The following is a 23,504-nucleotide window of genomic DNA, read 5'->3' on the forward strand; positions in this document are numbered from 1 at the left end:
CCATGACCGCGCAGCCCGTCCTCCTCGTCATCGCCCACGGCAGCCGCGACCCGCGGCACGCCGCGACCGTCCACGCCCTGACCGGGCGGGTCCGCGCGGCCCGTCCCGGACTGCGGGTGGAGACGGCCTTCCTCGACCACTGCGCGCCGAACGTGCCGCAGGTCGTGGACCGGCTGGCCGCGGAGGGCGTGCGCGACGTGGTGGCGTTGCCGCTGCTGCTGACCCGGGCCTTCCACGCCAAGGCGGACATCCCCGCGGTGCTGCGCGAGTCCGCGGCGCGCCACGCCCGGATGCGCGTACGCCGGGCCGACGTGCTCGGCCCCTCACCGCTGCTGCTCGCCGCGCTGGAGCGGCGGCTGCGCGGGGCCGGGCTCGGGCCCGGCGACCGCCCCTCGACCGGGATCGTCCTGGCCTCGGCGGGCTCCTCCGACCCGGAGGCGATCGCAGTGATCGCAGAAATCGCGCGGGAGTGGCGGCGTACCGGTTGGTGCGCCGTGCGGCCTGCGTTCGCCTCCGCATCCCTTCCCACCACGGACGAGGCGGTGCGCGGACTGCGCGCCGAGGGCGTACGGCACGTCGCCGTCGCGCCGTACGTCATCGCGCCGGGCTTCCTGCCCGACCGCATCGCCCGTGGCGCCCTGGCCTCCGGGGCAGACGTCCTCGCCGGCGTCCTCGGCGACGCCCCGGAGGTCGCCCGCCTGCTGCTGCGCCGCTTCGACGAGGCACTTCAGCCGCGCCTGTCGCTGGCCCTGGCCTGAGGCGCGGGGCCGCCGCCGTCCGGCCCCCGGACGGCGGCGGGACACGGCGTCAGGACACGGCGTCCGCCAGGCGTTCCACCTGGCCGGGGTCCGACGCCCAGCAGTAGAGCATCACTTCGTCGGCGCCGATGCCGCCGTAGCCGGCGACCGCGTCACGGATCTGCTCCGGGGTGGTCAGCAGGCCTTCGGCGACACGGTCGGCGAACCCGCTGAAGGCGTAGTAGGCGCGGATGTTGTCGCGGGCCGCGGTGACCACCTCGTCGGGTCCGAGCGCGACGTTGGCCTGGGCGACGAGCCGCGGCCGGCCGGGCCGCGCGTACCGCTCCCAGCTGCGCTCCGCCTCGCGGAAGAGCCGGTCCATCGACTTGGGCGGCATCCCGGCGCCGAGGAAGCCGTCGCCGTGACGGCCGACCCTGTCGAGCGCCGCCGGGACGAAGCCGCCGAACAGCACCTCCGGCCCGCCCGGGGTCGCCGGGGCGGGTCCGATGGGCCCGGCCCCGTCGCCGTACGGGTCGCCCGCCCAGAGGCGGCGCAGCACGGCCAGCTGCTCGTCGAGCAGACGGCCGCGGCGGCGGAAGTCGGCACCGGCCGCACGGAAGTCGTCCTCGCGCGCGCCCACCCCGAGGCCGAGGGTGAAGCGGCCTCCGGAGAGGCGGTCGAGCGTGGCCGCCTGCTTGGCCAGGACGGCGCCGTCACGGAACGGGGAGATGAGCACCTCGGTCTGCAGCCGGATCCGGCGGGTCGCCCCGGCGAGCACGGCGAGGGTGACCAGGGGCTCGGGGTTGTCGTACACGAGACGGTCGAGCAGGCCGAGACTGCTGAAGGGGCCGTCGTCGGCGCGGCGGGCCCAGGTCGTCAGCACGGCGGGGTCGTCGACGGGAAGGCCGAGACCGATCTTCATGGGGAACTCCTCGGGAAGGGCACGGACATGTGGTGCCGCCCCTCCGTCACCACGCACCTGCCGTGCGGGCCGCTCCCGTTCTGCGGCGTCCTTCAGGGGAGCGTGATCATCGAGTCCGTCCACCGTAACGCTCCGCCGCAGGCAGCGGCGACTCATTTCCCCGTGTCGCGGCGGCCGCGACACCGCGGGCACGCACGGGTGCCGCGGACGTCCCCGGCGCTAGTAGTAGTGGCGCAGCGACGGCCACAGCCGCGACCACGGCGCCTTTGGGGCGGCGCACAGGACGATCGCGGCGTGCTGTTCCTCGTTGTCGACTCCGTGGCCGTTGTCGACCCGGCCGACCTGCCGGCATCCGGTGAAGTGCCGTTCGATGCCGTCGGCGTCCTCCTGGCGGACCAGCAGCACGGGGCCGGTGGCGGAGTCGGGCGGCGGGCCCCAGTCGGCGAAGCTCATGTGCGCCGAGTAGGGGGCGGGCAGGCCGCGGGCGGGGCCGTAGTGGGCCAGTGCGCCGGCCTCGCCGTAGTTCTGGGCGAGGACGACCGCGCGGGGCCGGTCGGTGGCGGGGACGCCCGACCAGGCGTCGGCGACGGCGTCGGCGAGCCGCGGCCAGCCGATCTGCTCGCCCTGCTCCTTGTTGACGGCGTTCACCGCGGACACCGCGCCCGGCGGGAGCACCGGCAGCGAGATCAGGGCGGTGACGGCCGCCGTCACCGCGACGGCCGGCCACATGGCGCGCGGCCGGGAGACGGCCGTGACGCAACCCGCGGCGAGCAGGACGAGCAGCAGCGGCAGGCAGTAGTAGGCCTTGCCGCCGGAGGCGAGGACGACGACGGCCAGGAGCAGGTACGCCGGGGTGATCGCGCGCGCCCAGCGCAGCTCCGGATCGCGCCACAACCGCAGGCCGCCCGCGATCCACACCGGGACGAACGCCGGTGAGAGGAAGACGATCTGCTGGGGCACGAACAGGACACGGTTCTCGGCGCCGTCGTCACTGCTGATGCCGCCCGCGACGGTCAACTGGGGCCAGCCGTGCGCCGCCTGCCACCACAGGTTGGGGGCGGCCAGCGCCAGCGCGACGACGACTGCGGCCGGCGGCCACCAGCCGCGCAGCACGTCCCGTGGGCCGGTGGCGAGCAGCGCCGCGAGCAGGGCGAAGGCCAGCAGGGCGACCAGGTACTTGTTCTCCATGCCGATGCCGAGCGCCGCGCCCACCGAGAGCCACAGGCGGCGGTCGCCGGTGCGCAGCAGCCGCAGCGCGAGCCAGCAGACGACCACCCACACCAGGACGTCGAAGGTGGCGGTGGAGACCATGTGGCCGACGGCGACGACGAATCCGGAGACCGCCGTGCACACCGCCGCGAGCACCTGGGCCGACCGACCGCCGCCCAGTTCCCTGGCGACGGCTGCCACGACCACGACGGTCGCGGCACAGGCGAGGGTGGCGACCGCCCGCAGCCCTGCGGGCGAGTCGCCGAGGACCGCGGTGGACAGGCGGGCGGCGAGCGGGGTGAGCGGGGGCTGGTCGACGTAGCCCCAGGCGGGGTGGTCACCGGCGACGAGGAAGTACAACTCGTCGCGGTGGAAGCCGTAGCGGCCGGACAGCGCCGTCAGCACGGCCGCGAGGGCGGCCGCGACCCCGAGCACCGGCACGGTGGCGAACGACGCCACCTGCGCGCGGACGTGCGTAGCGGACATCCCCCACCCCCCGGTGATCCCAGTCGACGGTACCGGCGCGCTGCCCCGGGGGCCACGGTTCCGGCCGGAGGGCCGTGTCCTAGTGTCGGCCTACCGGAATGCGAGAGGGGCAGAGGGGCCATGGCAGAGGCGGGAAGACGGCGGCGCGTCGCGGCGTGGGTGCTCGGGCCGGTGGGACTGGTGCTCGTGGTCGGCGCGGTGGTGACGTCGCGGACGGACTACACGACGGGCACGGTCGCCAGCGCGTCCATGGAACCGGGCTACTCCCCCGGTGAGCGGCTGCTGTTCGAGCGGATCGGCGCGGACGACGTCCGGCGCGGCGACGTCGTCCTGATCGACGGCGGCGACCGCTACGGCGGCGGGCCGGTGCTCGAGCGCGTGATCGGCGAGGGCGGCGACCGCGTCGCGGAGCGGCGCGGCGGGCCGGTGACGGTGAACGGCAAGGAACTGTCTGAGCCGTACGTGAAGGACGGGGATCCGTCCGGCGGGGCCCCGGCGTTCGACGTCACGGTGCCCCGGGGACGGCTGTTCCTGCTGGGCGACCACCGCGCGGACTCCATGGACTCCCGCTACTTCGTCCGGGAACAGTCCGGCACCCTCCCCGCCGCCGGCGTCCGGGCCCGCGTGCTGGAGGACCGCACCGGCCCCCTGCTGCTGGCCCTGGCGGCGCTGCTCGGCTTCGCGTCGGCCGTCACGGGACTGGTGCTGGGCCTCGTGGCCCGGGCCGCCCGTCGCCGCGAGCAGCGCCCGGTCCTGCCGCCGGTCTGGGGTGCCGCGCCGCCGGTGCCGTAGACGCACTGACGGGGGTGGGGTGCGCGCGCCGGTGGGCGGGTGCGGGTTCGTCTCGCGCCCGCAGGGCGCGAGACGGCGCGACAGCCGAACGACCGCCGCCACCGCCGACGACGACGCCGCCCGCCCAACACCCCTGCGCCTACCGCCCGTCGACGTCGAAGCGGGACAGCCGCGAGCCCGCGCCGCGTGAGGCGCGGTCGAGCAGGGCGCTCAGCAGGCGGCGCCCCGTGGTGAGCCGGGCACGCGCCTGTGGCGGGAGGTCCCACAGGGTGCGGGAGTCGCGCAACCGCAGCCCCCAGGCGGCCAGTTCGCGCGGGTCGTCGCAGCTCCAGCCGACGTCGACGGCGCGCGGCCTGCGGGCCTCCGCGGAGCCGACGGTGTCCATCAGGAGCACCGAGCCGGGGAACCGGTCGCGGATGACGTCCACGGCGGAGCGGGCGCCCGCCTCGTCGAGGTAGATGAGCACGGCCTCGGAGACGAAGAGGTGGGGACCGGGGGCGGCCGCCACCGCTGCCGCCCAGTCCGGTTCGGCCGCCGAGCCCGCGACGATGCGGCGGCGCTCGTGCTCCGCGAAGAGCTCCCGGCGCAGCGCGACGACGTCCGGCAGGTCGATCTCGACCCAGGTGGCGGTGCCGTTGTCGAGCCGCTCGTAACGGGTGTTGAGGCCGACGCCGATCTCGACGACGGTGCCCGCGGGGTGTTCGTCGAGGAACTCCCGCACCCAGTCGTCGAGGACGACCCCGCGGAAGACGGGCCCGAGCAGCCGCAGCCTGCCGCCGACGCGCGTGAGGTCGCGGTCGAGTGCCTCGGCCACCTCCACCGAGCGGGGGTCGCGGGTCAGCGGACGCCTGCGGCGGGTCTCGGCCGCCCGTGCCCGCAGCGGTATGAGCAGGGTCTCCTGGACCCGGCCGAGTTCCACGCGGCGACGCTCCATCCGGGCACCGTACCGCGGTTCAGGCGCCGCGCAGGGCGTCCGCGAGGGGGCCGTCGCCGGTGACCGCCGCGCCGCCGTCCCGCAGGGCGCCGGCGACGCCGCGGACGGCCCCCGGGGGCAGCGCCACGACCGCGTCGGGGCGTTCGGCGGGGCCGTCGGCGTACGACGGGGAGCCGCCGCCGAGTTCGATGTGGAAGGCGCCCTCGTCGAGGCGGACCTCGACCACCCCCGCGGGGGCGCCGGGCAGCGCGGCGAGGTGCCGCATGAGGGGCACGGCGGCCCAGTGCGCGCGGACGGCGTCGGTGGGCCGGGGCTCCTGCAGTTCCGGCGCGCCCCACTCGGCGAGGGCGCCGAGAACGGCGAGCAGCCCACTGCCGCGCGGGGTGAGTTCGTAGACGTACGCGGCGCCGGGGGGCGCGAGGCGGCGGCGGGTGACCAGGCCGTCGCGCTCCATCTCCTTGAGTCGCGAGGCGAGGACGTCGGTGCTGACGCCGGGCAGGTCGGCGTGGAGGTCGGTGTACCGGCGGGGGCCCGCCAGGAGCTCCCGGACGATCAGGAGCGTCCAGCGCTCCCCGACGGTGTCCAGGGCGCGGGCGACGGCGCAGTACTGGTCGTAACTTCGGCGCGGCATGATCCCCAGTGTAGACAAGGAGTTGGACTTTCCAAGCGCGTACTTGGTAAAACCAAGTGGAGCAGCGTACCGGGCAGGACCGCGGGACCGGATCGGGAGGCCGTCGCATGGAGTACAAGCAGTCGGGCAAGCTGGCCGACGTCTGTTACGAGATCCGGGGGCCGGTGATCGAGCACGCCAACGCGCTGGAGGAGGCGGGGCACAGCGTCCTGCGGCTCAACACGGGCAATCCGGCGCTGTTCGGGTTCGAGGCGCCCGAGGAGATCCTGCAGGACATCATCCGCACGCTCCCCGCGTCGCACGGCTACAGCGACTCGCGCGGCATCCTGTCGGCCCGCCGCGCGGTGGCCCAGCACTACCAGGAGCGCGGCCTCGCCGACGTCGGCGTGGACGACGTCTTCCTCGGCAACGGGGTGTCGGAGCTGGTGCAGATGGCCGTCCAGGCCCTCGTCGACGACGGGGACGAGGTGCTGATCCCGGCCCCCGACTTCCCGCTGTGGACGGCCGTGACGAACCTGGCCGGCGGCAAGGCGGTGCACTACCTCTGCGACGAGCAGGCGGACTGGTTCCCCGACCTCGACGACATCGCCTCCAAGATCACCAGCCGTACGCGGGCACTGGTCATCATCAACCCCAACAACCCGACGGGCGCCGTCTACCCGCGCGAACTGCTCGAGGGGATGCTCGACCTGGCGCGGCGGCACCATCTGGTCGTCTTCGCCGACGAGGTCTACGACAAGATCCTCTACGACGACGCGGTGCACCACTCGGCGGCCCAGCTCGCCCCCGACGTGCTGTGCCTGACCTTCAGCGGGCTGTCCAAGGCCTACCGCGTGGCGGGCTTCCGCTCCGGCTGGCTCGTCGTCACCGGGCCCCGGCAGCACGCCAAGAGCTACCTCGAGGGCCTGACGATGCTCGCCTCGATGCGGCTGTGCCCCAACGTCCCGGCCCAGCAGGCGATCCAGGCCGCGCTCGGCGGCCGGCAGAGCATCAAGGACCTGATCCTGCCCGGAGGGCGGCTGCACGAGCAGCGCGACATGGCGTGGGAGAAGCTGAACGAGATCCCCGGCGTCAGCTGCGTCAAGCCCAAGGGCGCGCTCTACGCCTTCCCCCGGCTGGACCCGAAGGTGCACCGGATCCACGACGACGAGAGGTTCGTGCTCGACCTGCTGCTCCGCGAGAAGATCCAGGTCGTCCAGGGCACCGGCTTCAGCTGGCCGCGCCCGGACCACTTCCGCATCCTGACGCTCCCCCGTGCCGACGACCTGGACGCCGCCATCAGCCGCATCGGCCGCTTCCTGGCGGGCTACCGGCAGTAGCCCCGAGGCGCCGGCCGCGTCCCGGAAGGGGAGGTACGGGGCCGGCGCTTCCCCGTCCCCGTACGGCGGGGCGCGGCGGCGGCGGTCGGTGTAGGGGGCAACACTCCCGTGGGCGGGGGTTTTCCCCACTCCCTGGGGAGGAGAAACCCTCCGGCGGTTCACCTGTCAGCCGGATGGGGCGGTGTCCCGCGGACCCCTAGCGTCGTGGACGAGGCGGAGGAGAGGTTCCACCGCCCGGCTTCGAGGGGGTTCGCAACCGTGGCAAGCGCACACGGCAGGACACGTACCGCGGGGACGGTGCGCGGGCAGGGCATCGCCGCCGCCATGGGCGGCTGGAGTGCCCGGCACCGCTGGACGGCGGTCGGGAGCTGGCTGCTCTTCGTCGTACTCGCGCTGGCCATCGGCTCGATGGCGGGGCGGGTCGACCTGACGGACCGGGAGGAGGTGCCCGGGGAGTTCGGGCAGGCCGTGGCCATCCTGGACGACGCCGGGCTGAACGACGGACCGGCCGGCGAGATGGTGCTGGTCCAGGCGGCCGGGGGGTCCCTCAAGGCCACGGACCCGGCGTTCCGGGCGGTGGTCGCGGAGGTCGTCGCCGCGGTGGAGGGCACCGGTGAGGTCGCTTCCGTCCAGTCCCCGTACGACGCCGGGGCGGTCTCCGAGGACGGCCGGTCCGCACTGGTGCGGTTCGACATGCGGGGCGACCCGCAGACGGCGCCCGACCGGGTCGAGCCGGTCGTCGACGCCGTGGCGGGCGTCCAGGGCAAGCACAAGGACCTGAAGGTCGAGCAGTTCGGCGAGGCCAGCTCGGAGAAGGTCTTCAACGACGCCTTCGGCAGCGACTTCCAGCGTGCCGAGTACTCGGCGCTGCCGGTCGCGCTCGGCATCCTGCTGATCGCCTTCGGGGCGCTGGTCGCGGCGCTGCTGCCGGTGGCGCTGGCGATGACGGCCTTCCTCGCGACGACCGGCCTGGTCGCCGTGGTGAGCCACGCGGTCCACATGAGCGACACCGCCAACTCCGTGATGCTGCTGGTCGGCCTGGCCGTCGGTGTCGACTACTGCCTGTTCTACCTGCGGCGTGAACGCGAGGAGCGGGAGGCGGGCCACGACGCGCAGACCGCGCTGCGGATCGCGGCGGCCACCAGCGGGCGCGCGGTGCTGGTCTCCGGTGTGACGGTGATCGTCGCGATGGCGGGCATGCTCTTCACCGGCATCGGCGACTTCAAGGCGATGGGCCTGGCCACGATGATGGTGGTGGCCGTGGCGATGTTCGGCTCGGTGACGGTGCTGCCCGCGCTGCTGTCCCTGCTGGGCGAGCGGGTCGAGAAGGGCCGGATCCCCTTCCTGCGCCGCCGGGGCGGCGGGCCGAGCGGGGAGTCCCGCGTCTGGCGGACGATCCTCGGGGGCGTGCTGCGCCGCCCGGTGGTGTCCGTGGTGGTCGCCGGCGGGGCGCTGGTCGCACTGGCCGTCCCGGCCGTCGGCCTGAACACCGCGAACCTGACGCTGAGCCAGGAGCTCGGCGACGGACTGCCGATCGTCCGGGCGTACGAGGACATCAGCAAGGCCTTCCCCGGCGGCCCCGACCCGGCCCAGGTGGTCGTCAAGGCCTCCGACATCACCTCGCCCGAGGTGCGTCAGGCCATCGATGCCTTCTCCCGGGAGGCCGTGGCCAAGGGCGTCTCCCCCGGGCCGGTGGAGACCGAGGTCCACGAGAAGGCGGGCGTCGCCGTCCTGAAGGTTCCGCTGACCGGCGGCACCGACGAGGAGCGGGCCGAGGCCTCGCTGAAGGTCCTGCGTGACGAGGTGCGCCCCGGCACGCTGGGCGAGGTCGCCGGCCTCACCGCGCCGATCGGCGGCTCGACGGCGGCGTCGATGGACTTCACCGACAAGATCGGCGACGCGGTGCCCCCGGTGTTCGCCTTCGTCGTGGCCTTCGCCTTCCTGCTGATGCTGCTCTCCTTCCGGTCGCTGACCATCGCGGTCACCTCGATCGTGCTCAACCTGCTGTCGGTGGGCGCCGCCTACGGCATCCTCACCATCGTCTTCCAGCACGGCTGGGGCGCCGGGCTGGTGGGCGCCGAGGGCGTGGGCGCCATCGTGGCCTGGCTGCCGCTGTTCCTGTTCGTGATCCTCTTCGGGCTGAGCATGGACTACCACGTCTTCGTGGTCTCCCGGATCCGTGAGGCACGGATGCGGGGGCTGACCACGCAGGGCGCGATCCGGCACGGCATCACGACGACCGCAGGTGTGGTCACCAGCGCCGCGGTCATCATGGTGGCGGTCTTCGCGATCTTCGGCACGCTGTCCATGCAGAGCATGAAGCAGATGGGCGTGGGCCTGGCGGCGGCGGTGCTCATCGACGCCACCGTCATCCGCGGTGTGCTGCTCCCCGCGGTGATGGCCCTGCTGGGCGAGCGCAACTGGTACCTGCCCAAGTGGCTCGGCTGGCTGCCGGACATGACCCACGACGAGGCGGGCCTCGCGCCGGCCCCGGTACGGCCGCCCGCCGCCCCGGCACCGGCCGAGCCCTCGGGCGTGGGCCGCTGACGCCGCGGACACCGCCAGGACGCTCCGGCCCGGCCCCCGACGCCACGGGGGCCGGGCCGCGGCGTACGCCCTCCCCGCCCGGGGACCCCGGCGCCGGGCGTTCCGAACGAGCCGTGGTCAGCGTCCGGCGCCGGGGCGCGGGGATATGGCCCCGCGCCCCGGGCCCTCCACCGCGTGCGCGGCCGGGGCCGTGGACGCGCCCGCGGAGCCGGGGGTCCGGAACGGGTCGAGGACGGGGGCCGGACCGCGCATCGTCAGTGGCGCCGTCCGGTCGGGATCCGAGAAGAGGTCTCGCTCATCGTCTGAAGTCGACATGCCCGCAGCGTATCCCGTGTTCGAATATATGTGCGATCCCCCGAAAGGGTTAACGAACCGGCGGCCCGAACCTCCGCACCTCGGCGCCCGCCCCCGGCTCGTAGGGCCGCCACGGCCCGCGCCCCTCGGTGTCCCCTTCGTCGCCGTCGCCCCTGTCACCCCCGTCGCCCCCGGCGTCCGGGCGGCCGCCGGCCACGAACGCGGCGAGCGCACCGCCGAACGACCGGGCGAGGGCGCGGTCGGCGTCGTCCACCGCGCCCAGCATTGGCGCGTCGGCGAACGCCGCGAAGGTGCCGAAGAGGAAGGGCAGTTCGGAGCAGTGCGTGGCGCCCAGAATGCCGTCGTCCCCGGGCGGGCGCCGCGTGAAGCGGTAGACGTACGCGGGACGGCCGCGCTCCGCGCAGTGGGAGGCGATCTCGGTGACCCCGGCCCCGAAGACCCGCTCGGTCCCGTCCACCGTGGGGAACATGGCGGGCGAGGCGGCGTGGAAGGCCGTCATCTCGTCCTGCGCGCTGCCCAGCAGGACGTCCGTCCCGTCCAGACCGCCCGCGGCCACCGCCGCCATGGGCGCCCGGGGCACCCCGGCCCCGCCCAGCACCGGGTACATCGGCGGCGCGACGTCACCCGGCCTGGCGCGCTCGGCCGCCAGCCGCCCGTACGCCGACACCAGCCGCTCCGCGGGCATCTCCCGCAGCTCCTGCGGGTGCCCGACGCCCCGCAGGCGCAGATAGGCGTCGGTGACCTCGGCCGCCTCCGCGGGCTCCTGCGGTGCCAGGCCCCACGGCCCGCTCTCGGCGATCACCCGCCGCACGAGGGGCCGCGTGGCGGGGTCGACGGCGAGGCAGAGCGCGCTGTAGGCGCCGGCCGACTGCCCTCCCACCGTGATCAGCGCGGGGTCGCCGCCGAAGGACGCGATGTTGTCGCGCACCCAGTGCAGCACCGCGGCCTGGTCCCGGCTCCCCAGGTTGGTCGCGCCGAGTTCCGGCAGATAGAGCCAGCCCAGCGGGCCGACGCGGTAGTTCGCCGTGACGACCACGATGCCGCCGAGGGCGGCGAGCCGGGCACCGTCGAACCAGTCCCAGCCGCCCGAACCCGTGGTGAAGCCGCCGCCGTGGAACCACACCAGCACCCCCCGGGGCACCGCGCCGACGTCGAGCGCCCCTTCTGGCGCCCACACGTTCAGGGTGAGGCAGCCCTCCTCGTCCCCGCGCGACGCGTGCGGGCCCGTGACGACCGCCAGCCGGGACGGCGCCTGCGGCACGTCGGGGCCGGGGAGGGCCGCGTCGCGCACGCCGGACCAGCCCGGGGGCGGTGCGGGCGGGGCGAACCGCAACGGCCCCACCGGCGACGCCGCGTAAGGGATGCCGCGGAAGGCCGCCACCCCGTGCTCCCCGGTCACCCCGCGTACGGAGCCCCGTTCCGTGACGGCCACCGGCCGCCGCTGTCCTTCGGTCCCGCGCTCGCTGTCCATGGCAGCCGGTCTACCGCCGCCGGCCCCCCGGCGGCCCGACCTGCCGGGGCGACGCGGCGGCGAGGGCGCCCGAAGCCGCCCGGACTGCCGAACGCCCGGCCCGCGCCGCCGCTCCCGTCGGGCGCCTTCCCATCGGGCACCTCCCCGTCAGGTACCCGCCGTGCCCGGTGCCTCGGCCCGGGCGGCCTCGGCTGCCGCCTCCTCCGCCTGCCGTTCCCGCTCCTTGCCGCGGGCTGCGGCGCGCCGGCCGTAGAGAATCGTCCAGGCGACGAGGACGCCGGTGACGGCGTACGCCATGACCGAGTTGACCGTCACCATGGTGGCGGTCGACAGCTCGTACGAAAGGCCGATCCTGGTGAGGGCCTCCAGGACGTAGCCGAGCCCCCAGACGACCGTCATGGTGCGGATGACGTGCCGGAAGCCCTCGTACTGCCACAGGCCGTCGAAGCGCTCGGCGTCCTCCTTGGTGCCGTCGGTGCCGAACTTGCGGCCGAAGTAGAACATCAGCGGCCGCGGCGCGAACAGGCTGGCCAGGCAGACCACTCCGAACAGGCCGGTGACCGCGGAGTCCTTGACCAGCAGCAGGCGCGTGGAGTGCGGCCCCACGACGGTGACGACCACCGTGATCACCAGGAAGACGAGGGTGATGACGGCGAACTCGTCCACCTTGCGGCGCCAGGCGAGCGTGATGGCCGTGTCGAGCACCGGCCAGACGCCGGAGAGGAGCAGGGCGGAGAACTCGCTCCATCCGGCGTCGGTGAGCCGGCCGTAGGTGACGACGGGCAGGACGATGTTGAAGGTGAGGGTGAGTGCCCAGCCGAGCGCGGACGACAGACCCGACCGTGACGACGCAGCCGGCCCCGGCGCCGACGATGCGTCCGGGCCTGACGGTGACGACGTGCCTGGCTGTGACGACGTGCCTGATCGTTCGGACACGGCTTTCCCCCCGTAGTAGTTGCCGAAGCCGCAGGGGAACATATGCGCGGCGCCGCCGTCCCGGCCAGGCACTTTGCCCAGGTTTTAGGACGGCGGCGCCACAAGGCGGCGCCGGGCCCCGGGCCGGGGCCCGGCACCGGCTCACTCCTCCGGCGGCAGCTCCCCCGCGAAGGCGGCGGCGAGCCGCAGCCAGGGGGCGGCCTCGGCCTCGCGGCCCTGCCGCTGGAGGGTGCGGCCCAGCAGCAGGTGCGCGTAGTGCTCGACGGGGTCGTGCTCGACGATCACGCGCAACTGCTCCTCGGCGCGGCCGAGCTGGGCGGAGTGGTAGTAGGCGCGGGCGAGCAGCAGGCGCGGGGCGACGTGCCCGGGCACCTCGTCGACCACGGCCGTCAGCAGCCGGGCCGCCTCGGTGTACTCCTTGGCCTCGAAGTAGAGTCCGGCGCGCGCCCAGCGCTCCGCCGTGGTCTCCTCGTGGGAGGCGTAGGACCCGTGGGTGGTGGGGGTGTTCACGTGAGCTCCTCTCCGGGTGCGGTGTGCGGCATGCGGCCGGCCGGCTCCAGTCCGAACCGGCCCCGCTCGAAGTCCTCGACGGCCTGCACGACCTCGGCCTTGGTGTTCATGACGAACGGGCCGAAGTGCGCGACCGGTTCGCGGATCGGGCGGCCGCCCAGGATCAGCACGTCCAGGGCGGGGGTGCGGCTGTCGGGGTGGTCGGTGGCCTCGAGGGTCAGGGTGTCGCCGGCGCCGAAGACGGCCAACTGGTGCGCGTCGAGCGGGCGCCGTTCGGCGCCGGCGCTGCCGCGCCCGGACAGCACGTAGGCCAGGGCGTTGAAGTCCGGCCGCCAGGGCAGGACCAGTCGCGCGCCGGGGCTGAGGGTGGCGTGGACCAGCGTGATCGGGGTGAAGGTGCTCCCCGGTCCCGCGTGCCCCCCGACCTCGCCGGCGATGACGCGCACCAGCGCGCCTCCGTCGAACGAGGACAGCAGTGCCGACTCGGGGCCCTCGATGCTCTGGTAGCGGGGCACGTTCCACTTGTTCGCCCGCGGCAGGTTCACCCACAGCTGGACGCCGTGGAAGAGCCCGCCGGAGACGACCAGCTCCTCCGGCGGCGCCTCGATGTGGAGGATGCCGCTGCCGGCCGTCATCCACTGCGTGGCGCCGTCGGTGATCGTGCCTCCGCCGCCGTGCGAGTCCTGGTGCTCCATGCGGCCGTCGATCATGTACGTGACGGTCTCGAAGCCGCGGTGCGGGTGCCAGGCGGTGCCCTTGGGCTCGCCCGGGGCGTACTCGACCTCGCCCATCTGGTCCATGTGGATGAAGGGGTCGAGCTCGCGCGTCGGCACGCCCGCGAAGGCGCGGTACACCGGGAAGCCCTCGCCCTCGAAGCCCTGCGGGGCGGCGGTCACCCGGCGGACGGGGCGCTGCTCCGCGGTCACCGGGTCGGGCTCGGCGACGCGGGGCAGCAGCAGGGTGTTCTCCACGGTCACGGCAGGCATGACGCCCTCCTCGGCAGTCCCGGCGGGCCCGGTCCGGGCCTCGCACGGTCGGTTTAACCTTCAACCAACCGCGTCCATTCCCGCCCCCCGTTCCCGCCCGGGACGCACCGGTGCACGCCGGTGCACCCCGGTACCCCCGGGCCCTCAGAAGCCGAAGCGCGGGCGCTCGCCCTCCGGCACCAGCTCCACGTACTCGGGGTGCTTGCCGATCCACGCGCGGATGAACGGGCAGAAGGGCAGCACCGCGAGACCGCGCTCACGGGCCTCGTCCAGGGCGGCCCGGGCGAGGGCCCCGCCGAGGCCGCGACCGCCGAAACGAGGGTCGACCTCGGTGTGGATGAACGCGATCTGGTCCCGGTACAGGTGGTACTCGGCGAAGCCGGCCACCTCCTCGGCACCGCCCTCCTCAGCCGCGTCGAAGATCTCGAAACGGGACGTGCCGGGGTTGTCGGCGACGCGCAGTGCCATCGTCTCTCCTACTCGGGCCGCAGGGCGGCCAATTGCTGCTCGAACGGAACGACCGTATCCGCCGCGGTCACGGGGGCCGACGGCCGCGTCCCCAGCAGCGCCGCCAGCTCGCCCGCGGCGCGGGCGATACGGGTCGGCAGGGTGTCGGTGAGCGCGTCCCCGCTGCCGCCCCAGTCCTCCGACGCCGCGTAGACGGCGGTTGGCACGACCACGGCCCGCAGGAAGGCGAAGAGCGGCCGCAGGGCGTGCTCCAGCGCCAGCGAGTGCCGGGCCGTGCCCCCGGTGGCGGCGATCAGCACGGGCTTGCCGGACAGCGCGTCGTTGTCGATGACGTCGAAGAACGACTTGAACAGCCCGCTGAACGAGGCCGAGAAGACCGGCGTCACGGCGATCAGGCCGTCCGCCGCCGTCACGGCCGCGACGGCCTCCGCCAGGGCGCGGCCGGGGAAGCCGGTGACCAGGTTGTTGGCGATGTCCACGGCCAGGTCGCGCAGTTCCACCACGCGAACGTCGACCGCGCGGCCGGCGTCCGCGACGGCCCGCCGTACGGCCTCGGCAAGCCGGTCGCCGAGCAGCCGGGTGGACGACGGCGTGCTCAGGCCCGCCGAGACGACCACCAGCTTCAGGGGTGCGACGGTCACTTCGCGGCCTCCTTCTCCTTGTCCTTCTCCTCCGCGGCCCGCGCGTCACGGCGCGCGAGCAGCGAGGCGTGCGTCGGGGCGTCCGGCAGGTCGGCGGGACGGCCCTTGGCGAACTCCTCCCGCAGCACCGGGACGACCTCCTCGCCGAGCAGGTCGAGCTGCTCCAGCACGGTCTTCAGCGGCAGTCCCGCGTGGTCCATCAGGAACAGCTGGCGCTGGTAGTCGCCTGCGTACTCGCGGAAGCCCAGCGTCCTCTCGATGACCTGCTGCGGCGAGCCGACGGTCAGCGGGGTCTGCTCGGTGAAGTCCTCCAGCGACGGGCCGTGCCCGTAGACCGGCGCGTTGTCGAAGTACGGCCGGAACTCCCGGACGGCGTCCTGCGAGTTCTTCCGCATGAACACCTGGCCGCCGAGGCCGACGATGGCCTGCTCGGGGGTGCCGTGGCCGTAGTGCGCGTAGCGCGTGCGGTACAGCTCGACCATCCGCTTGGTGTGGTCGGCCGGCCAGAAGATGTTGTTGTGGAAGAAGCCGTCACCGTAGTACGCGGCCTGCTCGGCGATCTCCGGCGAGCGGATGGAGCCGTGCCACACGAAGGGCGGCACGCCGTCGAGCGGCCGGGGCGTCGAGGTGAAGCCCTGCAGCGGGCTGCGGAAGCGGCCGGCCCAGTCGACGACGTCCTCACGCCACATCCGGTGCAGCAGCGCGTAGTTCTCGACCGCCAGCGGGATGCCCTGCCGGATGTCCTGCCCGAACCAGGGGTAGACCGGGCCGGTGTTGCCGCGGCCCATCATCAGGTCGACGCGCCCGCCGGCCAGGTGCTGCAGCATCGCGAAGTCCTCGGCGATCTTCACCGGGTCGTTCGTGGTGATCAGCGTGGTCGCGGTCGAGAGGACCAGCCTCTCGGTACGGGCGGCTATCCAGCCGAGCATCGTCGTCGGTGACGAGGGCACGAACGGCGGGTTGTGGTGCTCGCCGGTGGCGAAGACGTCCAGCCCCACCTCCTCGGCCTTGAGCGCGATCGCCGTCATGGCCTTGATCCGCTCGTGCTCGGTCGGCGTCCTGCCGGTCGTGGGGTCCATGGTCACGTCACCCACGGTGAAGATCCCGAACTGCACCGGCTTCACCCTCCTCCGTCGTCTCGCGATGTTTGTTGAGTATTCAACCACCCTACGCAACGGGATGCCCGACCGGGCTATTCCTCACCAGGTGCCGCCTCCCCTGGGCCCTCGCCGGGCAGCCGAGCGCCGGAGATCATCCCGGACGCGATGAAGACGTCACCAGGGGCGCGGGCCCCGCGCACGCATTCACCCGCCGCGGTAAGGGGCACCGCCGAAGGGCCACGGACGGCGGGCGCACCGCGAGCGCACCGCCCCCGTCGGCGTCACCTACGAGGGACGCGGGGCGGTTGGGACACGGACGGTCGACCGTAGCGGACCGCGTGAGGGAAAGGCGAATTACGTTCACGGGTGGGTGAAAAGTGCCTATGTGACTGGATCGGAACGGCTCCGGCAGAGCACTCTCAGGGGCGCCGATCCCGCGGACGCCGCCTTGTGCGCCGCGCCGGTCCCGCCACGCTCCCCCGCCCGCCTCCGAGCCGAAGTCCGTTCCTGACACATGAGCCACGTGATGCTGCCCACGAAGCCCACCGCCCTTGACGCGCGCTCCGCGGCGGGCCTCGTCCGGCAGTGGCGCAGGGCCGTGGAGCCGGAGGCGCTCGCGGCGGCGTACGACGCGCTGGCCGTGGCGGGGCCGCTGGTGCCGACGCCGTGGGGCGCGCTCCTGGTCACCGGGTACGAGGAGTGCCGGCAGGTGCTGACCGGGCGGGAATGGCTCACGCTCGGGGCCCGGTGGCGCGACGCGCACCGCCCCGGGTGGCGGCGGAGCGCGAGCACGGTCGGGCTGTGCGAGACCCCTCTGCAGCAGGATCCGCCGGAGCACACCGCGCGCCGACGCCCCCTCAACGCGGTGCTGGCGCCCCGGGTCGTGCGGGAGGCGGCGGAACGGCTCGTGGAGCCGCTCACCGAGCGCCACGTCGCGGACTTCGCCGCGGCCGTGCGCCGCGAGGGCACGGCCGACGTCGTGACCCGGGTCTGCCGGCCGCTGCCCACCGCGGTCCTGGCGGAGATGGCCGGGCTGCCGGAGTGGATCGACCGGGGGTGGCTCGCCGCCGAGAGCGCCGCCATGGTGCGGGTGGAGGAACTCGCCGCGCCGCCGAGTGTCGTACGGCGGGCGGACGCCGCCGCACTGGCCCTGCTCGACGCGTACGACCGCGCGCTGGCAGAGCGCCTGCGGCACCCCGCGGACGACCTGCTGTCGCAGTGGGCCGCCGAGGACCCGGCGGGGGCCCGCTACCTGCTGCTGACGTTGTTCTCGGCCGGGGTGCCCACCACGGCCGCGCTGCTGGCCGGCACCGCGCTGGCGCTGGCCGGCGACCCCGCCCTTGCCGAAAGGATCCGCCAGGACCCGGGGTTCGCGGGGCCGCTCACCGACGAACTGCTGCGCTTGGACCCGCCGGGCCGGGTGGTGACCCGCGTGGCGGGCGCCGGCACCGAACTGGGCGGCCGGCCGGTGCCCGCGGGGCGGGTCGTCCACGCGCTCATCGGCGCCGCGCACCGCGACCCGGCGCGCTTCCCCGCCCCGCACGTCTTCGACCCGGACCGGCCGGCGCAGCGGCTGCTCGCCTTCGGCGGCGGCCTGCACTACTGCCTCGGGTCCCACCTGGCCCGCGCGCAGGCGCTCGCGTTCGCCCGGGCGTTCGCCCGCGAGCTGCCCGGCGCCCGGGCCGCCGCACCTCCGGTGCGGCACGCCGGGCCGAGCATGGCCGACATCGCCCGGCTGACCATCCACTCGCCCCTCACCTAAGGGAGACCGCAGGCCAGTGACCGAAATCCAGGACGCCACGGACGCGTTCCGCAAGGACCTGTCGTCGTCGACCTTCGTGCGGGCCATGGCGGAGACAGGCGTCCGGCCCTTCTACCGCACCCTGCACATGACGGGCGACGGGGAGGCCGTCGTCGAGGGCCGGGACGTCGTCATGGCGGGCTGCAACGACTACCTGGGGCTGTCCACGGACCCCCGGGTGACAGCGGCCGCGGCCGAGGCGCTGACGCGCTACGGCGCGTCCTGCTCGGGCGCGCGCACCCTCAACGGCACCCTGCCCCTCCACGGCGAACTGGAGGAGCGGATCGCGGACTTCATGGGCACCGAGGCGGCCGCCGTAGTCACCACCGGCTTCCAGGCGAACCTGGCCGTGGCCGCGCTGCTCGGCCGCGGCGACATCGTCTTCAGCGACATGTCCAACCACGCCTCCCTGGTCGACGGCATCCGGCTCGGGTCGGCCCGCCGCGTGCTGTACCCGCACTCGGACACCGCACGGCTGGACACGCTGCTGGAGCAGGCCACGGCCGCGGAACCGGCCGCCGGCAAGGTCGTCGTCACCGACGGGATGTTCTCCATGGACGGCGACCTGTGCCGGCTCCCCGAACTGACGGAGCTCACTGCCCGGCACGCCGCCCGCCTCATCGTGGACGGCGCCCATGACATCGGGCTGCTCGGCCCGGGCGGGCGCGGGGTCGCGGACCACTTCGGTCTCATGGACCGGGTCGACCTGTTCACCGGCACCCTGTCCAAGTGCTTCGGCTCCACCGGCGGCTTCCTGGCGGGACCCGCGCACGTCATCGACTACCTGCGCTACAGCGCCCGTTCCGTCCTCTTCTCCGCGTCGATGCCGCCGGCCGCCCTCGCCGCCGGGATCGCCGCGCTCGGCATCGCCGCGGCCGAGCCCTGGCGGCGGCGGCGCGTGCTCGCCCTCGCCGAGGAACTGCGGGCGGGGCTGCGCGCGCTCGGCTACGACACGGGGGACTCGGTCACCCCGGTCGTCCCCGTCCTCATCGGGGACGCCACCGCGTGCGCCCTGATGTGGCAGGCCCTGCTCGACGAAGGGGTGTTCACCAACGCCGTCGGGGCCCCCGCCGTCCCCGAGGGCCGGTGCGTGATCCGGGTGACCGTGCAGGCCACCCACTCCGACACCCACCTGCGGCGGATCCTGGACGCCTTCGCGACCGCCGGCCGCCGCGTCGGTCCGGTCCCGGGCCTGCCCGCCCAGGCGGTGGCCCGGTGAACGCGGTCACCGTCACCCCCGTCGAGGACCGCGCCGCCACGACGGACTTCATCCGGCTGCCGTACGCGCTCTACCGCGACGACCCGCACTGGGTCGCCCCGCTGGAACGCGAGATGCGCGCCTTCCTCGACCCGCGCCGCAACCCCTTCTTCGGCACGGCCGAGGCACGGCTCTTCCTCGCCCGCCGGGGGCGCAGGACGGTCGGCCGGATCGCGGCCGTCGCCGACCCGCGCTTCCAGGAGCGGCACGACTACAAGTGCGGCCACTTCGGGCTCTTCGAGTGCGCCGACGACCTCGAGGCCGCCGGGGCCCTCTTCGAGGCGGCCGCCGCCTGGCTGGCCGGGCGCGGCCTGACGCGGGTGCTGGGCCCGCTCAGCTTCTCCGTCAACGACGAGTGCGGGCTGCTCGTGGACGGTTTCGACGGGCCGCCCAGCGTGGGCATCCCGTACAACCCGCCGTACTACGCGGAGTTGCTGACCGGCTGCGGCTTCAACAAGGCGAAGGACCTGCTGTCCTGGCTGGTGCCGATGCCGCCGGACGGCGAGCCGCCCGCCGCGATCGCCCGGGTCGCCGCGCGCACCCTGGCGGACCCGGCCGTACGGGTGCGGCCGCTCGACGCCGACCGCTACGAGGCCGACATGGCCGTCGTGAAGGACATCTACAACGACGCCTGGGCCGAGAACTACGCGTCCGTCCCACTGAGCGACGCCGAGTTCCTGCACATGGCTGCCCAGTTGAGGTCGGTCGTCCACCCGGAGCTGGTGCGGATCGCCGAGGTGGACGGCGAGCCCGCCGCCTTCACCCTGTGGGTGCCCGACGTGAACCAGGCGCTGCGCACCGTGCGGGGCCGGCTCACCACCTGGGGGCTGCCGGTCGGCATGCTGCGGGTCAGCCGGGCGATGGGCCGCATCACCCGCGTCAGGGGCGGCACTTCGGGCGTCCGCAAGGAGCACCGCAGTCGCGGGCTGGTGGCCGTGCTGCTCGCCGACGCGCAGCGCGCGGCGTTCCGGCTCGGCTACACCGAGACGGACCTGTCCTGGATCCTGGAGGACAACCGGGGCTCCAACCGGCACGCGCAAGCCATGGGCGGGGTGCACTTCAGGACGCACCGGCTGTACGAGCGCGACGGCGGGGGCCTGCGGTGAGGTACCTCGTGACCGGCGCCACCGGCTTCATCGGCGGGCACCTCGTACGCCACCTCACCGCCCACGGCCACGAGGTGACGGCGCTGGTGCGCGGCGGCCGCGAGGTGCCCGGGGCCCGCAGCGTGCCCGGTGACCTCGCCACCGGCGCCGGGCTGACCTTCGCGCTGCGCGGCGTGGACCGCGTGGTGCACCTGGCGGGGGTCACCAAGGCGGGCGACCCACGGGCCTACGCGGCCGTGAACGCCGCCGGGACACGGCGGCTGTGCGACGCGGCGGCGGCGCTCGCGGTGCCGCCCCGCCTGGTGTACTGCTCGTCGCTGGCCGCCTCCGGCCCGGGACGGCGACGCCACGAGGACGCGCCGCCGGAACCGGTCTCCGCGTACGGGCGCAGCAAGCTCGGCGGGGAGTGGGCGGTGCGGGACGCCGCGGACCGGCTGCCGGCCGTCGTGGTCCGGCCGCCGATCGTCTACGGCCCCGGCGACCGGGAGTTCCTGCCGCGGCTGGTCGCGGCGGTGCGCACGGGCCTGCTGCCCGCGGTCGGCCGGCCCGGGCCGCGGCACTACTCCCTGATCCACGTCGACGACCTGTGCCGGGCGCTGATCACCGCCGCCGACCCCGCCACCACGGAGGTCGGCACGTACCACGTGTGCGACGGCACCGAGCACCGCTGGGAGGACATCGGCGCCGCCGTCGCGGCGGCGCTCGGCCGCCGCGCGCCGCGGGTGGTGCACATCCCCGGGCCGCTGGCGATGGCGGCGGCACGGCTCTTCGGCCGTACGTCGGCGCTCAACCCCGACAAGGTCGTCGAGGCGCTGCACCCCGCGTGGACCTGCGCCCCCGGCGGGCGGCTCCCGTACCGCCCCGCCGTCACGCTCCCCGAGGGGCTGCGCGGCTCCCTGACCCCCAACCGCTGACCGCCCCGCGAGGAAGGGGGAGCACCCCGTGCGCCGCCGACTGTCCCCGTACGAACGCGTCATCTGGGCCGCCGGCGAGCGGCTCCCCGTCAACATCGCCGCCGTGGCCCGGGTCGAGGGCCGCACCACGCGGGGGCGCCTCCGTGCGGCCGTGGCCGCCGTACGCGGCCGCCACCCCCTGCTCGGGGTCCGCGTCGCCGACCCCGGGCCGTGGCAGGGGCGGCTCACGACGGCCGGGGTGCCGGACCCCGAGGTGCGGGTGGTCCCGGACGCTGGCGCGGGCGCCTGGTCCCGGGTGGTGGAGGAGGAGCTCCCGCGGCCCTTCGACACCCGCACCGGTCCGCTCGCCCGCTTCGTGCTCGTCGACGCGGGCGAGGCCTTCGACCTGGTCACCGTCTACCACCACCTGGTCGCCGACGCCGTCTCCGCAGGCGTCGTCCTGCGCGACCTGCTCACCCACCTCGGCGGGCCGGACGGGTCCGGCGCGGGCACGGTACCGGTGCGGGCGGCGCCCGCGGACGAGCTGATCCCCGGCCCGCGCACCCGCCCCGGGGACCTGCTCAAGACCGCCCGCGCCCTGGGCGGGCCCGTACGGCCCCCGTACCCGCCGGACGGGCGGCTCGCCTACCGGGCGTGGTCGCTGGAGCGCGAGGAGACGGAGCTGCTGCTCAAGCGGTGCCGGGCGCGCGGCGCGACGCTGCAGGCCGCCCTGTGCGCGGCCTTCGCACGGGCCGCCGCGCCCGGCCGCCCGGCCCGGATCGCGGTCGCCGCCGACCTGCGCCGGGTGCTCGAACCGTCGCCCGGGGAGGCCATGGGCCTGTACGCCGCGAGTTTCGTCGTCCCCGTGGACGGCGCGACCGACGACCTGTGGGCGGCCGCGCGCGAGGCGAGGACCGGGATCCACGCCCGGCTCACCCCCGAGGAGCTGCGGCCGCTCGTCCGCGTCTTCCGGCTGACCTCGTTCCTGCCGCACCGTGCCGTCGGCGCCCTGCTGCGGCGCGGCGAGTCGCGCGGGCCCCGCTTCGACGTGTCCGTGAGCAACACGCGCCTGGACCTCCCCGAGACGTACGGACCGCTGCGGCTGGCCGCCGTCCACGGCGCCGCGCACACCAGCCTGTCCGGGGCGCCGCTGGTGATCGTGGTGGGGCACGGGGGGCGGCTGTTCCTCAGCGTGACCTCCACGGCGGGGAACGAGGCCGCGGACCTGTGCCGGCGCGCCATGGACCACCTGCTCTCCCCCGGGTGAGGCCGGACGACGGATAGCGGCGCCCTCAGCGGGTATCCGAAGAGGGTGGCACGCACCGTGGGAGTGGAAGAAGAGCTTCTCCTGGTGGACGCACGGTCCGGGGAACCGCGTGCGGTCGCGGACGCGGTGCTGGACGGCGGGCCCTGGCCCCGGGAACTCGTGGCCGAGCTGCAGCAACAGCAGCTCGAACTGAACAGCTCCCCCTGCGTCACCCTCGACCAGCTCAGGGAGGAACTGCGCTCCTGGCGCCGGAGGGCGGCCGACCTCGCCCGCCCCGAAGGCGTCGCGGTGGCGGCGCTCGGGACCTCCCCCGTGGCGGTGCCGCCCCGGCTCACCCCCAGGGGCCGCTACCGCAGGATGGCCCAGTCCTTCGGCCTCACCGCGCAGGAGACGCTGACCTGCGGCTGCCACGTCCACGTGGGGGTGGAGTCGGACGAGGAGGGCGTGGCCGTCGTCGACCGCATCCGCCCCTGGCTGCCGCCGCTGCTGGCGCTCAGCTCCAATTCGCCGCTCTGGCAGGACACCGACACGGGGTACGCGAGCTACCGCTACCAGGTCTTCGGCCGCTGGCCCACCGCGGGGCCTACCCGCGGCTTCGGCTCCGCCGAGGGGTACCGCGCCGCGGTGTCCCGGCTGCTGGCCACGGGGGTCCTGATCGACCAGGGCATGCTCTACTTCGACGCCCGGCTGTCGGCGAAGTTCCCCACCGTCGAGGTGCGCGTCTGCGACGTGTGCCCGGAGTACCAGGACTCGGTGGTGCTGGCCGCGCTGGTGCGCGGCCTGGTCGAGACCGCCGCCCGCGAGTGGGCCGACGGGCACCCCGCGCCCGACGACGACCTCGCGCTGCTCCGGCTCGCCTCCTGGCGGGCCAGCCGCTCCGGCCTGGACGGCGCCCTCCTCGATCCGCGCACCTTCCGCCCGGCGAGCGCGCACGACGTCGTCGAGACCCTGGTCGCCCACGTCGAGGACGCCCTGAAGGACGCGGGCGACCTCTACACCGTCCGCGCCGGCGTCGACCGCCTGACCTCGCGGGGCTCCGGCGCCCGCCGGCAACGCGAGATGTACGCCCAGGGCGGCGCCCCCGCGGTCCTCCGCGACGCGGTCCGCCGCACGGCGGCGTGACCTGCCCTGTCCACGGCGGCACGGTGGCGGGCCCCGCCAGGCCGTGCGGGCGC

At 74.8% G+C, this 23,504-nt stretch carries 22 protein-coding genes; 10 read left to right on the plus strand and 12 right to left on the minus strand.

The genetic code is table 11. The annotated features are described in order from the left end of the window. The first annotated feature begins 2 nt into the window (after positions 1-2). Positions 3-758 carry a sirohydrochlorin chelatase gene (locus tag ACZ7MY_RS13570; protein ID WP_499601619.1) on the plus strand — a complete coding sequence of 252 codons (756 nt, stop codon included), beginning with the start codon at positions 3-5 and terminating at the stop codon, positions 756-758. A 49-nt stretch (positions 759-807) separates the two neighbouring features. On the opposite strand, the gene ACZ7MY_RS13575 is transcribed toward ACZ7MY_RS13570, so the two are convergent. After that, positions 808-1,659 (minus strand): LLM class flavin-dependent oxidoreductase, encoded by an 852-nt coding sequence (locus ACZ7MY_RS13575; RefSeq protein ID WP_499601622.1) that lies wholly within the window; start codon positions 1,657-1,659, stop codon positions 808-810. A gap of 219 nt (positions 1,660-1,878) precedes the next feature. Then, a complete protein-coding gene (locus ACZ7MY_RS13580; RefSeq protein WP_499601625.1) occupies positions 1,879-3,354 on the minus strand; it encodes an ArnT family glycosyltransferase in 1,476 nt (491 codons plus the stop codon). Positions 3,355-3,474: 120 nt separating this feature from the next. Between ACZ7MY_RS13580 and lepB the strand changes: the two genes are divergently transcribed. Continuing rightward, positions 3,475-4,146, plus strand: coding sequence for a signal peptidase I (lepB, locus tag ACZ7MY_RS13585; protein WP_499601626.1), 672 nt, complete (start codon positions 3,475-3,477; stop codon positions 4,144-4,146). A gap of 139 nt (positions 4,147-4,285) precedes the next feature. Here the strand turns inward: lepB and ACZ7MY_RS13590 are convergent, their stop codons facing one another. Together ACZ7MY_RS13590 and ACZ7MY_RS13595 are read right to left on the minus strand one after the other, a co-directional pair. Further along, positions 4,286-5,080: a class I SAM-dependent methyltransferase gene (locus ACZ7MY_RS13590; protein ID WP_499601629.1), complete on the minus strand. Its 795-nt coding sequence runs from the start codon at positions 5,078-5,080 to the stop codon at positions 4,286-4,288. 19 nt (positions 5,081-5,099) lie between these two features. After that, complete coding sequence (locus ACZ7MY_RS13595) at positions 5,100-5,711, minus strand: winged helix-turn-helix transcriptional regulator (RefSeq protein ID WP_499601631.1); 612 nt, start codon at positions 5,709-5,711, stop codon at positions 5,100-5,102. Positions 5,712-5,818: 107 nt separating this feature from the next. On the opposite strand from ACZ7MY_RS13595, the gene ACZ7MY_RS13600 reads away from it, so the two are divergent. Together ACZ7MY_RS13600 and ACZ7MY_RS13605 are read left to right on the plus strand one after the other, a co-directional pair. Then, entirely contained in the window at positions 5,819-7,030 is a 1,212-nt protein-coding gene (locus ACZ7MY_RS13600) for a pyridoxal phosphate-dependent aminotransferase (protein WP_499601634.1), read from the plus strand. Positions 7,031-7,354: 324 nt separating this feature from the next. After that, positions 7,355-9,577 (plus strand): MMPL family transporter, encoded by a 2,223-nt coding sequence (locus tag ACZ7MY_RS13605; protein ID WP_499601999.1) that lies wholly within the window; start codon positions 7,355-7,357, stop codon positions 9,575-9,577. Positions 9,578-9,694: 117 nt separating this feature from the next. Here ACZ7MY_RS13605 and ACZ7MY_RS13610 read toward each other — a convergent pair whose 3' ends face one another. From ACZ7MY_RS13610 to ACZ7MY_RS13645, 8 genes are all read right to left on the minus strand, one after another. Continuing rightward, positions 9,695-9,892 (minus strand): hypothetical protein, encoded by a 198-nt coding sequence (locus ACZ7MY_RS13610; protein ID WP_499601637.1) that lies wholly within the window; start codon positions 9,890-9,892, stop codon positions 9,695-9,697. 49 nt (positions 9,893-9,941) lie between these two features. Next, on the minus strand, positions 9,942-11,363 hold the full coding sequence (locus ACZ7MY_RS13615) for a carboxylesterase family protein (RefSeq protein ID WP_499601639.1): 1,422 nt from the start codon (positions 11,361-11,363) through the stop codon (positions 9,942-9,944). Positions 11,364-11,510: 147 nt separating this feature from the next. Next, positions 11,511-12,299 (minus strand): VC0807 family protein, encoded by a 789-nt coding sequence (locus ACZ7MY_RS13620; protein WP_499601642.1) that lies wholly within the window; start codon positions 12,297-12,299, stop codon positions 11,511-11,513. A gap of 141 nt (positions 12,300-12,440) precedes the next feature. Then, the gene (locus tag ACZ7MY_RS13625; RefSeq protein ID WP_499601645.1) at positions 12,441-12,809 is read right to left on the minus strand and encodes a tetratricopeptide repeat protein; all 369 of its coding nucleotides are present in this window, start codon (positions 12,807-12,809) and stop codon (positions 12,441-12,443) included. Next, positions 12,806-13,795 (minus strand): pirin family protein, encoded by a 990-nt coding sequence (locus tag ACZ7MY_RS13630; protein WP_499601647.1) that lies wholly within the window; start codon positions 13,793-13,795, stop codon positions 12,806-12,808. Before ACZ7MY_RS13630 ends, ACZ7MY_RS13625 begins: the two co-directional genes overlap by 4 nt. Positions 13,796-13,939: 144 nt before the next feature. Continuing rightward, positions 13,940-14,263, minus strand: coding sequence for a GNAT family N-acetyltransferase (locus tag ACZ7MY_RS13635; protein WP_499601648.1), 324 nt, complete (start codon positions 14,261-14,263; stop codon positions 13,940-13,942). An 8-nt stretch (positions 14,264-14,271) separates the two neighbouring features. Next, positions 14,272-14,904, minus strand: a complete 633-nt coding sequence (locus ACZ7MY_RS13640; RefSeq protein ID WP_499601649.1) for an FMN reductase — start codon at positions 14,902-14,904, stop codon at positions 14,272-14,274. Further along, positions 14,901-16,019 (minus strand): LLM class flavin-dependent oxidoreductase, encoded by a 1,119-nt coding sequence (locus tag ACZ7MY_RS13645; protein WP_499601650.1) that lies wholly within the window; start codon positions 16,017-16,019, stop codon positions 14,901-14,903. The genes ACZ7MY_RS13640 and ACZ7MY_RS13645 overlap by 4 nt, the downstream gene beginning before the upstream one ends. A gap of 511 nt (positions 16,020-16,530) precedes the next feature. Between ACZ7MY_RS13645 and ACZ7MY_RS13650 the strand changes: the two genes are divergently transcribed. From ACZ7MY_RS13650 to ACZ7MY_RS13675, 6 genes are read left to right on the plus strand one after another with little or no spacing between them, the layout of a single operon-like run. Beyond that, positions 16,531-17,766, plus strand: a complete 1,236-nt coding sequence (locus ACZ7MY_RS13650; RefSeq protein ID WP_499601651.1) for a cytochrome P450 — start codon at positions 16,531-16,533, stop codon at positions 17,764-17,766. Positions 17,767-17,782: 16 nt separating this feature from the next. Continuing rightward, a complete protein-coding gene (locus ACZ7MY_RS13655) occupies positions 17,783-19,024 on the plus strand; it encodes an aminotransferase class I/II-fold pyridoxal phosphate-dependent enzyme (protein WP_499601652.1) in 1,242 nt (413 codons plus the stop codon). After that, the gene (locus ACZ7MY_RS13660; protein ID WP_499601653.1) at positions 19,021-20,169 is read left to right on the plus strand and encodes a GNAT family N-acetyltransferase; all 1,149 of its coding nucleotides are present in this window, start codon (positions 19,021-19,023) and stop codon (positions 20,167-20,169) included. Before ACZ7MY_RS13655 ends, ACZ7MY_RS13660 begins: the two co-directional genes overlap by 4 nt. Continuing rightward, entirely contained in the window at positions 20,166-21,083 is a 918-nt protein-coding gene (locus ACZ7MY_RS13665) for an NAD-dependent epimerase/dehydratase family protein (protein ID WP_499601655.1), read from the plus strand. The genes ACZ7MY_RS13660 and ACZ7MY_RS13665 overlap by 4 nt, the downstream gene beginning before the upstream one ends. 28 nt (positions 21,084-21,111) lie before the next feature. After that, complete coding sequence (locus ACZ7MY_RS13670) at positions 21,112-22,329, plus strand: condensation domain-containing protein (protein ID WP_499601656.1); 1,218 nt, start codon at positions 21,112-21,114, stop codon at positions 22,327-22,329. A gap of 57 nt (positions 22,330-22,386) precedes the next feature. Further along, positions 22,387-23,451: a carboxylate-amine ligase gene (locus ACZ7MY_RS13675; RefSeq protein ID WP_499602001.1), complete on the plus strand. Its 1,065-nt coding sequence runs from the start codon at positions 22,387-22,389 to the stop codon at positions 23,449-23,451. Positions 23,452-23,504: the final 53 nt, after the last annotated feature.

The organism is Streptomyces sp. NPDC111520 (assembly GCF_055635295.1).